Source organism: Actinosynnema sp. NPDC059797 (genome assembly GCF_042732085.1).
Taxonomy (GTDB): Bacteria; Actinomycetota; Actinomycetes; order Mycobacteriales; family Pseudonocardiaceae; genus Actinosynnema.
The window spans coordinates 1-13,196 of record NZ_JBHWIE010000208.1; the positions used below are offsets into that span (position 1 = coordinate 1).

Annotated in this window: 9 protein-coding genes; 3 read left to right on the forward strand and 6 right to left on the reverse strand. The window is 71.9% G+C overall.

Going from position 1 to position 13,196, the window contains the following annotated elements; all coding sequences use genetic code 11:
• Nucleotides 1–30: 30 nt before the first annotated feature.
• The 6 genes from ACFV4N_RS30715 to ACFV4N_RS30740 form a co-directional block, all read right to left on the reverse strand.
• Nucleotides 31–2,205, reverse strand: a complete 2,175-nt coding sequence (locus tag ACFV4N_RS30715; protein WP_499676119.1) for a hypothetical protein — start codon at nt 2,203–2,205, stop codon at nt 31–33.
• 39 nt (nt 2,206–2,244) lie between these two features.
• Nucleotides 2,245–3,009 carry an amino acid ABC transporter ATP-binding protein gene (locus tag ACFV4N_RS30720; RefSeq protein ID WP_499676120.1) on the reverse strand — a complete coding sequence of 255 codons (765 nt, stop codon included), beginning with the start codon at nt 3,007–3,009 and terminating at the stop codon, nt 2,245–2,247.
• Between the two features lie 3 nt (nt 3,010–3,012).
• Nucleotides 3,013–3,825, reverse strand: coding sequence for an amino acid ABC transporter permease (locus ACFV4N_RS30725; RefSeq protein WP_499676121.1), 813 nt, complete (start codon nt 3,823–3,825; stop codon nt 3,013–3,015).
• A gap of 75 nt (nt 3,826–3,900) precedes the next feature.
• The gene (locus tag ACFV4N_RS30730; protein WP_499676122.1) at nt 3,901–4,719 is read right to left on the reverse strand and encodes a basic amino acid ABC transporter substrate-binding protein; all 819 of its coding nucleotides are present in this window, start codon (nt 4,717–4,719) and stop codon (nt 3,901–3,903) included.
• Between the two features lie 156 nt (nt 4,720–4,875).
• The gene (locus ACFV4N_RS30735) at nt 4,876–7,557 is read right to left on the reverse strand and encodes an MGH1-like glycoside hydrolase domain-containing protein (RefSeq protein WP_499676123.1); all 2,682 of its coding nucleotides are present in this window, start codon (nt 7,555–7,557) and stop codon (nt 4,876–4,878) included.
• A 222-nt stretch (nt 7,558–7,779) separates the two neighbouring features.
• Nucleotides 7,780–9,210, reverse strand: coding sequence for a M20/M25/M40 family metallo-hydrolase (locus ACFV4N_RS30740; protein WP_499676124.1), 1,431 nt, complete (start codon nt 9,208–9,210; stop codon nt 7,780–7,782).
• A 432-nt stretch (nt 9,211–9,642) separates the two neighbouring features.
• Between ACFV4N_RS30740 and pdhA the strand changes: the two genes are divergently transcribed.
• The 3 genes from pdhA to ACFV4N_RS30755 all read left to right on the forward strand — a co-directional run.
• Nucleotides 9,643–10,836 carry a pyruvate dehydrogenase (acetyl-transferring) E1 component subunit alpha gene (gene pdhA / locus ACFV4N_RS30745; RefSeq protein ID WP_499676125.1) on the forward strand — a complete coding sequence of 398 codons (1,194 nt, stop codon included), beginning with the start codon at nt 9,643–9,645 and terminating at the stop codon, nt 10,834–10,836.
• A complete protein-coding gene (locus ACFV4N_RS30750; protein WP_499676126.1) occupies nt 10,836–11,867 on the forward strand; it encodes an alpha-ketoacid dehydrogenase subunit beta in 1,032 nt (343 codons plus the stop codon). The genes pdhA and ACFV4N_RS30750 overlap by 1 nt, the downstream gene beginning before the upstream one ends.
• 11 nt (nt 11,868–11,878) lie before the next feature.
• On the forward strand, nt 11,879–13,196 hold a 1,318-nt coding region (locus ACFV4N_RS30755; RefSeq protein ID WP_499676127.1), incomplete at its 3' end, for a dihydrolipoamide acetyltransferase family protein.

A 13,196-nucleotide genomic window follows, 5' to 3' on the forward strand; every position in this document is an offset into this window, starting at 1 on the left:
GCGTCCACCCGCCGGGCACCGCGCCGGTGCTCACCGCTTCAACACCCGGGTGAAACCGGCCGCCACCGTGGTGGCCAGCACCCACCCCAGCGCGGTCAGCCCCGACGCGATCCACTGCGACGCCCCCGGCGTCTGCCACCGGTTCTTGTTGCCGAAGTCCACGATCGGCACCACCAGGTCGATGGTGAACAGCCACGGGTTCCACGGCAGGTGGTCCTGCTCGTTGATCTCGCGCAGCCGCGGTCCCGCCTCGAACCACAGGCTGCCCAGCAGCCACGCCACCACCAGCCACCCGACCGCCCGCGCCGGCCGGTACCCGTACCCCACCATCGCCCGCTGCAGCCAGCTCCACACCAGCACCAGCGGCCTCAGCCAACCCCGCCCCTCGGCCACCGCCAGGTACCTCAGCCGCTGCTTCTCCTCCAGCACCGCCGACGCGTGCTCGTCGTTGCCGCTCGCCCGCAGCATCTCCGCGAACTGGTCGTACGGCCCCGGCCGGTACGTGCGCCGCATCGCCTGGCGCAGCCACCGCAGCCGCCGGGCGACCTCCTCGTCGTCGCGCAGGTCGATGGGGTGCCGCAGCGAGTCGTACCGGAACTCCTCCAGGTCGATCCGCCCGGTCGCGCCCCAGAAGTTCTCGTTGTCCTCCAACGAGGTGCAGCGCACCTGCCGCAGCGTCACGTCCCCGCGCGGCGGCGTGACCGGCGTGACCACCAGCTCCTGCACCTGCAGCCCCAGCACGTTCAGCGCGTGCGAGTCGAGCTTGTCGCCGAGCACCGCGCCGGCGAACGTGGCCATCCGCCCGACCTGCGCCCGCCGCGCCCGCACGCCGCCGTGCGCCACGAACTCCTTCTCGCCCCGCGCGCAGATCAGGTCGCGCCCGATCACCGCGCCGCCGACGTCCAGGGACGGCTTGCCCGCCGGCTGGTGCCGGTACCGGCCGGGGCAGGTCAGGCGGCTGCCGCGCAGGTCGAGGTTGGCGCCGATGGTGACGCCGCGCAGCTCCAGCCCCCCGGTGACCTCGACCTCGCGGGCGGTGAGGTTGCTGCCGATCCGCGACCGGTTGCCCAGCACCGCGTCGGCCCGCGGGTTGTCCAGGGTGGACCCGTCCAGGATCAGGCTGCCCTTGGCCTGGAGGTCCACCATCCGCAGCTGGCCGCGCACCCGCGCCTGCCGCCCGATGACGTCACCGCCGACCTGCGCGCCGTCCAGGTGCAGCGCGCGCCCGTACCCGGTGGGCTCGGCGACGTCGGTCCGCAGCGCCCGCCCGTAGCCGGTGGGTTCGCCGAGGTCCGGGCCGCCCGCGTCGAACTCCCCGCCGGACAGCGACAGCGTGCCGCCGAGGGCGGCGTTGACCATCCGCACCGTCCCCGTGCTGCCGAACCCCCGGTCGAGCTGCACGTCGCCGTCCACGGTGAGGCGGTCGAACACCAGGGTGGCGTTGGGGTCGGAGTGCGGGTCGAGCGCGTCGTCGTCGGCCCGCCCGTCGCTGACCACCGCGCCGCGCAGCGTCAGCGCCGAGGAGACCCGCGCGCCCGCGAGCAGCACCGTGCCGCGGAACCGGCACTCGGTCATCAGCAGGTTCCCGCCGACGTGCAGCCCGGTGCCGTTGAACGAGTGCCCGAGCGGGTTGTCCAGCGACCCGCCGCCGAAGTTGCAGTAGCCGCCGACGCGCGCGCCGGCCATGCGCAGCTCGCCGGAGACCCGCACGCGCTGCGCCAGCAGCCCGCCCGCGAGCTTGAGCCGGTCGGCGTGGAACGCGATGCCTTCGGGTAAGCGCAGCGCCGCGTCCCGCAGCGACAGCGACCCGGCGATGTCCGCGTCCACCAGGTCGACCAGGCCCTCGACGGTGCTGCCGGCCAGCGAGACCTCGTTGGCGCACGACAGGTTGCGCCCCACCAGGCCGGGCAGCCGGCAGTCCGCGAACTCGATGCCCGCCAGCTTGCCCTGCCTCAGGTCGGGCGGCGCCTCGAACCGGCACCGCACGAACTCCAGCAGGTACGGGAACTCCACGGCCCGCAGGTCGAGCTGCCCGGTCAGGAACCGGTCGGCCACCCGCACCACCGGCGGCATCCCCGCGCGCCGGCGCGGCAGCCGCCACGCGCCCTCCTGCTCGCCGACCCCGCGCAGCACCTCGGCCGCCGCGAGGCGGGAGGAGCGCGGCGGGTCGGGGTCGAACACGTCCAGCCGCGCCCCCTCGCCCATGTGATCGACAATGCGGGTCGGGGCGGCGCTCGCGCAAGGTCAGGCGGCGGGCCCCTGGTGGGTCGGGTTGAGCACGCGCGCCAGGAACGACTGCGTCCGCTCGTGCCGCGGCGAGCCGATGACCTGCTCCGCCGGGCCCTCCTCGACGACGTACCCGCCGTCCATGAACAGCACCCGGTCGGCCACCTCGCGGGCGAACTGCATCTCGTGCGTGACCACGAGCATGGTCATGCCCTCGTCCGCGAGCTGCCGCATCACGCCGAGCACGTCGCCGACCAGCTCGGGGTCGAGCGCCGAGGTCGGCTCGTCGAACAGCATCACGTCCGGGTCCATCGACAGCGCCCGCGCGATCGCCACGCGCTGCTGCTGGCCGCCGGAGAGCTGCGCCGGCATGGCGTTGACCTTCTCCGACAGCCCGACGCGCGCGAGGTTGCGCAGCGCGACCTCCTCGGCCTGCTTCGCGTCGCGCTTGAGCACCTTGCGCTGCGCCACGGTCAGGTTGTTCAGCACGTTGAGGTGCGAGAACAGGTTGAAGCCCTGGAACACCATGCCGATGCGGGTGCGCGCGGCGTCGATGTCCACGTCCGGGTCGGTCAGCTCGACGCCGTCGACCACGACCTTGCCGGCGGTGGGTTCCTCCAGCAGGTTCACGCAGCGCAGCAGGGTGGACTTGCCCGAGCCGGAGGGCCCGATGACGCACACCACCTCACCGCGCTCGACCCGCGCGTCGATGCCCTTGAGCACCTCGAGCGAGCCGAAGGACTTCTTCAGCCCGGTGATCTCCACCGCGATCTCGGAGCTCATCGGTCACACCTCCGTCGATGCCGGTGTCTTGATCTTCTTGCCGCCCGTGCGCCGCTCCAGGTACCGCGACAGGTGGCCCAGCGGCAGGGTGATGATCAGGTAGCACAGGCCCGCGACGAGGATGGGCGTCAGCGTCGGGTTCTGGCTCAGCGTCTCGCGGCCGAACTTCGTCAGCTCGTACTCCGCCCTGGTCAGGCCGACGACGCTGATCAGCGACGAGTCCTTGGTGAGCAGGATCAGCTCGTTGGTCAGCGGCGGCAGGACGATGCGGAACGCCTGCGGGATCACCACGGTGACCGTGGTCCGGAACGGGGACATGCCGAGCGACCTGGCGGCCTCGATCTGCCCCTTGGGCACGGCCTGGATGCCCGCCCGGATCGTCTCGGCGATGTAGGCGCCGCCCGCGAGGCCCAGCGCCACGCCCGCCTTGGACGCGGTGTCGAAGGCGATGCCGAACGCCAGCGGCACCGCGGTGTCGATGGCGATGAACACCAGCAGCGCGGGCACGCCGCGGAAGAACTCGATGTAGATGGTCGCGAGCCAGCGGTAGGGCGCCACCGACGACAGCTTCATCAGGGCCAGCACCAGGCCCAGCGCGAGGGCGATGGCGAAGCCGAACGCCGTGTAGAGCAGCGTGTTCTTGAAGGCCACCGTCAGGATGCTCGGGAACATGTCCCGGGCGGTGTCGACGTCGAAGAACGAGCGGCGCAGCTCCGCCCAGTCGGCGATGAACGCCAGCACGAGCGCGACCACGATCAACAGCACGTACTGCGCGCGGCGGGAGAGGGTCGCCCTCCGCCGCTTGGACATGGCCATCGGGACCTAACCTCCGAGGAGTGGGACAAAGCGAGGGGCCGGTGCCTCTTGAGCACCGGCCCCGGGGTCAGCCGGTCACTTCGATTCCGGCTTCTTGCCGAACCACTTCTCGTAGATCCGGTCGTACTCGCCGCTCTCCTTGGCCTTCTTCAACACCTCGTTGACCTTGGCCTGGAGGGCGGTGTTGCCCTTCTTCATGCCGATCCCGTACTGCTCACCGGTGTCGAACTCGGTGGTGACCTCGGTGTCCGGGAACTCCTTGGCGTAGTCGTAGAGCACGCCGTTGTCGTTGATCGCGGCGTCCACCGCGCCGGTGCGCACGGCGGTCATCAGCAGCGGCAGGTCCTCGTACTCGACGACCTCGTAGCCGTTGGCCTCGGCGTTCGCCCGGCCGTACTCCTCGCCGGTGGTGTCCTGCTGGATGCCCAGGCGCTTGCCCTTCAGGCCCGCCAGGTCCTTGATGCCCGAGTCCTTCTTGACCAGCAGCGCCTGGCTGGCGTCGAAGTACGGGTCGGAGAAGTCGATCGCCTGCTTGCGCGCCTCGTTGATCGTCATGCCCGCGGCCGCGAGGTCGCAGTCGTTGGTGCTGAACACCGAGCCCGAGGTGATGTTGTCGAACGGGGTGTCGAAGATCTCCTGCGTGACGCCGAGGTCCTTGGCCACCAGGTTGACCAGGTCCACGTCGAAGCCGACGGTCTCGTCGCCCTCGGTGTACTGGAACGGCTTGTAGGACAGGTGGGTGCAGGTGATCAGCTTGCCGTCCTGCACCAGGCTGATGGACGAGCCGTCCCCCTGCGAGCCGGTGTCCACTCTGGTGGCGCACGCCGTCATCGTGGCCGCCAGGGCGAGCACGGGGAACAGGGCAAGCGCGGCGTGCCGGGTACGACGGGCCACGGCGTCACTCCTCGTAACTGTGTCGGTAGAGTGTTCGGCATACTGCCACTTGGGTGACACCAGCGACAGCACGCGCGTGTTACAGACCTTCGGTCTCCGGCTTTCCTGTGTCACACGGCTTGTCCGACCGCAAAATATTCGGCCGGTTGGCTCAGGTCACACAATTGATGCACTCGCCGCGCCCGTTTGACGACGATCCGTCAACAGCGACGCGACCAGCGCGGTCCACCCGGTCTGGTGAGTCGCGCCCAGGCCCTCGCCGGTGTCGCCGTCGAAGTACTCGCTGAAGGTGACGTGGTCCCGCCACAGCGGCGAGTCGGTCGACTCGATCCGCTTGCCGTCCGCCGGCCGCCGGCCGTCGTGGTCGGGCAGGAACAGCGACACCAACCGGCTGACCAGCTCGTCCGCCGCCCGGCCCGCCGTGACGAAGCGGGTCGAGCGGGTCGGAAGTTCCACGTGGAACCTTCCGCCGTGGAACTCCTCGACCGTGCGCAGGGCCTCGACGAGCAGCGCGTTCGTCGGGAACCAGACCGGTCCCCGCCAGTTCGAGTTGCCGCCGAACATCGGCGTGCGCGACTCGCCCGGCTCGTAGCCGATCCGGTGCTCCTGGTCGGCGACCTGCACCTCCAGGCCCTCGCGGTGCGCCGCGGACAGGCTGCGGATGCCGTGCGGCGACAGGAACTCGCCCTCGTCGAACATCCGGGTCAGCACGCGCCGCAGCTTGCGCTCGTCCAGCAGGCTCAGCAGCGCCCGGCCGTCGTGGCGGGTCACGAACTGGCGCAGCTCGGGGCGGCGCGCCAGGCAGTGCTCCAGGCGGCGCACGAACCCGGGCAGCTCCTCGAACACCCACGGCTCCAGCACCGCGCACGCCAGCACCGGGATCAGGCCCACCATCGACCGCACCCGCACCGGCTTGGACTCCACGGTCCCGTCCGGCAGCCGCCGCGACACCACGTCGTAGCAGAAGCCGTCCGTCTCGTCCCAGATGCCGCGCCGGCCGGAACCGAACTGGGTGGACGCCTCGGCGATGCTCATGAAGTGCTCCACGAACTTCGTGGCCACGTCCTCGTACGACTCGTCGTGCCGCGCCAGCTCCAGGGCCATCTCCATGAGGTGGAGGCTGTAGGCCGCCATCCACGAGGTGGCGTCGGACTGCTCCAGCCGCCACTGGCCGAGCATCGGCTCGGACCGGTTCACCGGGCCGATGTTGTCCATGCCGAGGAAGCCGCCCTCGAACAGGTAGCTGCCGTCGGCGTCCTTGCGGTTGACCCACCAGGAGAAGTTCAGCAGCAGCTTGTGGAACACCTTGGCCAGGAACCGCCGGTCCTTGACCTCCTCGGACCGGTACACCTGGAGCGCCGCCCACGCGTGCACCGGTGGGTTGACGTCGCCGAACTCCCACTCGTAGGCCGGGAGCTGCCCGTTCGGGTGCATCAGCCACTCGCGGCACAGCAGGAGGAGCTGCTCCTTGGCGAACGCCGGGTCCACCCGCGCCAGCGGCACGGTGTGGAACGCCAGGTCCCACGCCGCGAACCAGGGGTACTCCCACTCGTCCGGCATGGAGATCACGTCGGCCGCGTCGAAGTGCCGCCAGTGGGCGTTGCGGGCGTGCGGGCTGCGCCGGGACTGGGGCGCGGCGGGCTGCGCCGGGTCGCCGTCCAGCCACTCGGCGGCGCGGAAGCGGTAGTGCTGCTTGGTCCACATCAGGCCGGCCAGCGCGCGCCGCACCACCGCGGCCCGCTTGGGGTCGAGGTCGGTGTGGTGGAACTCGTCGGCCTCCCGCTCGCGCCGCTCCATCGTGTCCCGGAAGCTCGGGCCGAACGCGTCGAGGTGGCCGTCGTCGTGCACCAGCCGCAGCCGCACGGTCACCGACTCGCCGGGCTCGACCGGGTCGAACGAGTACCAGGCGGCGACCTTCGTGCCCGGCAGGCTCGCCTCGTCCGGGCCGATGACCTGGCACGCCCGGCTGTCGCGGCCCACCACGTACCGGTCGATGCCGTCCTTGGTGTAGGCGGTCGGGTTGGCCTGCGTGCCGAACAGCGCCACCTCGTTGGTCTCGTTGTCCGTGACCAGCAGCGTCGGCGTGCCCTCGACGTGCAGCGTGTAGCGGCCCAGCGCGCCGTGCTCGGCGGTGATCCGGCGCCAGCCGTCGGTGGTGCGCGCGACCAGGGACGGCTTGCGGTCGTCCCGGCCCCACGCCCACGTGTTGCGGAACCAGAACTGCGGCAGCAGGTGCAGCGGCGCCGGGTCGGGGCCGTGGTTGGTGGCGGTCAGCTCGACGCAGATGTCGGTCGGGCTCGCCTTCGCGTAGGTGACCGCGACGTCGAAGAACCGGTTCTCGTCGAGCACGCCGGTGTCGGACAGCTCGGGCTCGCGCTCGTTGCGGCCGGCCAGCCGGGCGCTCTCGCGCAGCTCGGCGTAGGGGAACTCGGCCTGCGGGTAGCGGTAGACGACCCGCATCCAGGAGTGCGTGGGCGTGCCGTCGGTCACCCACCAGTGCTCCTTGGCGTCCTCGCCGTGGTTGCCCTCGTCGTTGGTCAGGCCGAAGTACCGCTCCTTGAGGATGGGGTCCCGGCCGTTCCAGAGCGCGACGGCCAGGTTGAGGAACCCGTGCACGTCGCAGATGCCCGCGATGCCGTCCTCGCCCCAGCGGTAGGCGCGGGAGCGGGCGTGGTCGAACGGGAAGGACGTCCACGCGTCGCCGCCCGCCGAGTAGTCCTCGCGGACCGTCCCCCACTGGCGTCCCGCGAGGTAGGGGCCCCAGAAGCGCCACGGTGCGGTGGGGGAGTCGGACTCCGCCAGCCGCGCCCGTTCCGCCTGCCGGTTGTGCTCGTTCACTGAACCAGTGTGCGGCATCGGTTCAGTAAACCGGTTACCCGTGAGTTAGGTCATTGCTGTGAAACGTGTTGCGAACACCGTTTTGATTACTCCCCGTATCGGTCGGTGCGCCGTCCGGGTGTGGGGCCGGTCCCGGCGACGGACCCTGGGACCGGGCCGGGGACGCGGCGCGATCGGTCCCCGCGACGCACCCGCCGCGGGGGCCGATCGCCTCCGGGAGCCCTAACGCCGCGCGTGCGCGTCCAGCACCACGGACACGGCCTCGGTGATCCGCGTCGCGTGCGCCAGGTGCAGCCACTCGTCCGGCACGTGGCAGTTCGAGTCCGGCCCGACCGCGCCCGTGACCAGGAACTGCGCCTCCGGGTACGCCTCGTGCAGCAGCCCCATGAAGGGGATGGACCCGCCCAGCGACACGGTCCGCCAGGGCGCGTCGAACACCTCCTGGCCGACCCGGTCCAGCGTCTCCCGCAGCCACGGCGCGAGGTCCGGCGCGTTCCAGCCGTCCGCGTGCTCCACGCGCGACAGCTCGACGGTCGCCCCGTAGGGCACGTCGGTGGTCAGCGCCCGCTCGACCGCCCGCAGCGCCGCGCCCGAGTCGGCGGTCGGCGGCAGGCGGAAGCTCAGCACCAGGGTGGTGAACGGCCGCAGCACGTTGCCCGCGTCGTCCGGCGCCGGCAGGCCCGCCGCGCCGGTCACCGACAGCGTCGGCCGCCACCCGGCGTTGAGCGCCAGCTCGACCTCGTCGTCGGTCACCGGGCGCGTCCCGCCGGCCCACGGCACCGGCCCGACCAGCATCCCGGGCGCGCTGGCCACGGCCTCGCGCACCTCGGCGATCCGGTTCTCCGGGACGTCCACGTGCGTCTCGCGCACCAGCACCTCGCCGGTGGCGGAGTCCTCCAGCCGGTCGAGGAGCTGCCGGGCGACGCGGAACGACGAGGGCACGATGCCGCTCGACATGCCCGAGTGCAGCCCGCTCTCCAGCACCCGCACGGTCATCGTGACCTGCGCCAACCCGCGCAGCGACGTGGTCAGCCACATGCGGTCGTAGTCGTTGCCGCCCGAGTCCAGGCACACCACCAGCGACACCTCGCCCAGCCGGGGCCGCAGGTGCTCCAGGTAGGCGGGCAGGTCCGGGCTGCCGGACTCCTCGCCGGTCTCCAGCAGCACCACGCACCGCGCGTGCGAGCCGCCCGAGCGCCGCACGCCCTCGATCGCGGCGATGGCGGCGTAGCCGGAGTAGCCGTCGTCGGCCGCGCCGCGCCCGTACAGGCGGCCGTCGCGCACCACCGGCGTCCACGGCCCGAGCCCCTCCGACCAGCCGCCCACGGGTGGCTGCTTGTCCAGGTGCCCGTACATCAGCACGGTGTCGGCGCCGGCCGGGGTCCCGGCCCGGTCGGCGGTGCCGGGCACGTCCACCAGCAGCAGCGGGGTGCGCCCGTCGAGCCGGACGACCTCGACGGTCGCGCCGGGCAGGTCGCGGGCGGCGAGCCAGGCGCGCACGTGCTCGATCGCGGCGGCCAGGTGGCCGTGCGACTCCCACTCGGGGTCGAAGGCGGGTGAGATCGCGGGTACCGCGACCAGGTCGGACAGGCTGGGGAGGATGTCGTCCTCCCAGAGCTCGCGAACGGTACGGGTCAACGCTGAACGGTCCACGCCGCGATCCTGTCACGCCCGGCGCCCGTTTCGGTTGGTGGAAACACCCAGTGCGCCCGATGGTCGGTAGTCCACCCGTCCACCGGACGGCGACATGGGTGTTCCGGTCGCGGAGCCGGCTCCGCCGTCGCGCCCGACACCGGTTAACAAACGGTAACCGGGACAACGCCGTCCGTTGCCCGGACGCGCTGCTCGGACGGCCGAAGATTGGCCTTCCTATCGTTACCGCACGTCAGAAGCTTGGGGATCCCGTAACGAAGTGGGATGGGGCTCACCAAGACGGGTGGCCCCATGTCAGGATGTGGATGAGAACACCGTCAGCGCCGACGGTTGCCCGACCCCCACACCCCGGGGGCGACGGCGACTGGCGGTGCCGCCGCGCACGGTCGCCACAAGCGACCGGGCGGCCTCGTAGACGAGGAGACAAGGCGCATGTCGTCCCCCGAAGAATGGACGCACCCCGGGCCGGACGTGCCGCCGGCCACCGGTGCGACACCGACCCCGGAACAGGTGATCGCCGGCTTGCGAGCGACAGACGAGGGCGGCGCCGACCTGGTGCAGCTGCTCACGCCGGAGGGCGAGCGGGTCGAGCACCCCGACTTCGACATCGACGTGACGGCCGAGGAGCTGCGCGGGCTGTACCGGGACATGGTGCTGGTCCGCCGCGTCGACCGCGAGGCCAACGCGCTCCAGCGCAAGGGCCAGCTCGGCATCTGGGTGCCGCTGCTCGGCCAGGAGGCCGCCCAGATCGGCTCGGGCCGCGCCCTGCGCCCCACCGACATGGCGTTCCCCAGCTACCGCGAGCACGGCGTGGCCTGGTGCCGGGGCATCAAGCCGACCGACCTGCTCGGCATCTTCCGGGGCACCGACCACGGCACGTGGGACCCGGTGGAGCACCGGTTCCACCCCTACACGATCGTGATCGGCAACCAGGTCCTCAACGCCGCCGGCTACGCCATGGGCCAGAAGTTCGACGGCGCCGTGGGCGACGCCGACGGCGAGGCCACCATCGTCTACTTCGGCGACGGCGCCACCAGCCAGGGCGACGTGCACGAGGGCTTCGTGTGGGCCGCCGTCTACGACGCGCCGCTGGTGTTCTTCTGCCAGAACAACCAGTGGGCCATCTCCGAGCCGACCGAGCGCCAGTCCCGCCTCCCGCTCTACCAGCGGGCCCGCGGCTACGGCTTCCCCGGCATCCGCGTCGACGGCAACGACGTGCTGGCCACCCTCGCGGTCACCCGCTGGGCGCTGGAGGAGTGCCGCCAGGGCAACGGCCCCGTGCTGATCGAGGCGTTCACCTACCGGATGGACGCCCACACCACGTCCGACGACCCGTCGCGCTACCGGCTGTCCGACGAGCTGGAGCTGTGGAAGCTCAAGGACCCGATCGAGCGCGTCAAGGTGCACCTGGTCAAGCAGCAGTGGGCCGACCAGGCGTTCTTCGACTCGATCGAGCGCGAGGCCGACGAGGTCGCGGTCGAACTGCGCGACTACTGCGTCAACCTGCCCGACCCACCGGCCGGGCGGATCTTCAGCGAGGTCTACGCCGAGGGCAACCCCGTCCTCGAGGCGCAGCGCGACGAGTTCCTGGCCTACCACGCCGGGTTCGCGGGAGGTGACCACTGATGGCTGCTCCGACCCTGGACCGCCGCGCCGCCGACGACAGCGGGGCGCCCGCGGCCGTGCAGACGCTGACCATCGCCAAGGCCCTGAACAACGGCCTGCGCGCGTCGATGGAGGCCAACCCCAAGGTCGTCGTGATGGGCGAGGACGTCGGCAAGCTCGGCGGCGTCTTCCGGATCACCGACGGCCTCCAGAAGGACTTCGGCGAGCAGCGCGTGCTGGACACGCCGCTGGCCGAGTCGGGCATCATCGGCACCGCGGTCGGCCTGGCCATCCGCGGCTACCGGCCGGTGTGCGAGATCCAGTTCGACGGCTTCGTCTTCCCCGGCTTCGACCAGATCGTCAGCCAGGTCGCCAAGCTGCACTTCCGCACCCAGGGCCGCATCAAGCTGCCCATGGTCATCCGCATCCCGTTCGGCGGCGGCATCGGCGCGGTCGAGCACCACTCCGAGTCGCCCGAGTCGTACTTCGCGCACACCGCCGGCCTGAAGGTCGTGGCGTGCTCGAACCCGGCCGACGCGTACTGGATGATCCAGCAGGCCATCGACTGCGACGACCCGGTGCTGTTCTTCGAGCCCAAGCGCCGCTACTACGAGAAGGGGCAGGTCGACACGACCGCCTCGCCCGGCCCGCTGTTCGCCTCCCGCACCCTGCGCACGGGCACCGACGTCACCCTGGTGACGTACGGCCCGATGGTGCGCACCTCCCTGGACGCCGCCGCGGCGGCCGAGGAGGAGGGCAAGTCGCTGGAGGTCATCGACCTGCGCACGCTGTCCCCGCTGGACCTGGGGCCGGTGTACGAGTCGGTGCGGCGCACCGGCCGGCTGGTCGTGGTGACCGAGGCGCCGTCCGAGTCGTCCATCTCCTCGGAGCTGGCGGCCAAGGTGCAGCAGGAGTGCTTCTACTCGCTCCAGGCCCCGGTGCTGCGCGTGACCGGGTTCGACACGCCCTACCCGCCGTCGAAGCTGGAGGAGGAGTTCCTCCCCGACCTCGACCGGGTGCTGCACACCGTCGACCGCTCTCTGGCCTGGTAGGGGGATCAGCTGTGCCGCAGTTCAAGCAGTTCCCCCTGCCCGACACGGCCGAGGGGCTGACCGAGGCCGAGATCCTCACCTGGCACGTCCGGCCGGGCGACGAGGTCAAGGTCAACCAGGTCATCTGCGAGATCGAGACCGCCAAGGCCGCCGTCGAGCTGCCGTGCCCGTGGGACGGCGTGGTGACCGAGCTGCTGGCCGAGGTGGGCCAGACGGTCGAGGTCGGTTCGCCGATCATCACCATCGACCTGGACCCGGCGGGCGCCGCCGCGCCCGCCGCGCCGGCCGAGTCGAACGGCAAGATCGGCGAGGAGACGGCGGACGGCCGGATCGCCACGCTGGTCGGCTACGGGCCCAAGTCGGGCGCCGCCAAGCGCCGGCCGCGCAAGGGCGCCGCCGCGGTGGCCCCGACGCCACCGGCCCCTCCGGCCCCGACCCCGCCGGCCCCCGTCGTCCGGCAGCCGGCCGCCCCGGTCGCTCCCGCCGCCCCGCCGGTCACCGCCCCCGCGGCCCCCACCCGCGGCGGTTACGTGCCGCTGGCCAAGCCGCCGGTGCGGAAGCTGGCCAAGGACCTGGGCGTGGACCTGTACGCGCTGACGGGCTCGGGCCCCGGCGGGGTGATCACGCGGGAGGACGTCGAGCAGTTCGCCTCCCCGCCCGAGGCGCCGGCCGCCGTCCCCGGCCCGGTGGTCCCCGGCTCGCGGGAGCGCCGCGTGCCGATCAAGGGCGTCCGCCGGGCCACGGCCCAGGCGATGGTGGACAGCGCGTTCACCGCGCCGCACGTCACGGAGTTCCTGACCGTCGACGTGACGCCGATGATGGAGCTGAGGGCGCGCCTGAAGAACGCGCCGGAGTTCCGGGACGTCAAGCTCACGCCGTTGGCGTTCGCCGCGAAGGCCGTGGTCCTGGCCGCCCGCCGCACCCCCGACGTCAACGCGACGTGGGACGAGGCGGCGCAGGAGATCGTCTACAAGGACTACGTCCACCTCGGCATCGCCGCCGCCACCCCGCGCGGCCTGGTCGTGCCGAAGGTGCGCGACGCCGACCGGCTGTCGCTGCGCGAGCTGGCGATCGCCCTGGAGGACCTCGCCACCACGGCGCGCGACGGCAAGACCCCGCCCGCCGACATGGTGGGCGGCACCATCACCATCACCAACGTCGGCGTCTTCGGCGTCGACACCGGCACGCCGATCATCAACCCTGGCGAGGTGGCGATCCTGGCCTTCGGCGCGATCCGCGACATGCCGTGGGTGGTGGACGGCCAGGTCGTGCCGCGCAAGGTGTGCCAGCTGGCGCTCAGCTTCGCCCACCGCGTGGTCGACGGCCAGC

Bases quoted from the DNA above. Each gene is read 5' to 3' on its own strand.
- ACFV4N_RS30715 (WP_499676119.1), bottom strand. From the start codon at position 2,205: ATGGGCGAGGGGGCGCGGCTGGACGTGTTCGACCCCGACCCGCCGCGC.
- ACFV4N_RS30720 (WP_499676120.1), bottom strand. From the start codon at position 3,009: ATGAGCTCCGAGATCGCGGTGGAGATCACCGGGCTGAAGAAGTCCTTC.
- ACFV4N_RS30725 (WP_499676121.1), bottom strand. From the start codon at position 3,825: ATGGCCATGTCCAAGCGGCGGAGGGCGACCCTCTCCCGCCGCGCGCAG.
- pdhA (WP_499676125.1), top strand. From the start codon at position 9,643: ATGTCGTCCCCCGAAGAATGGACGCACCCCGGGCCGGACGTGCCGCCG.
- ACFV4N_RS30750 (WP_499676126.1), top strand. From the start codon at position 10,836: ATGGCTGCTCCGACCCTGGACCGCCGCGCCGCCGACGACAGCGGGGCG.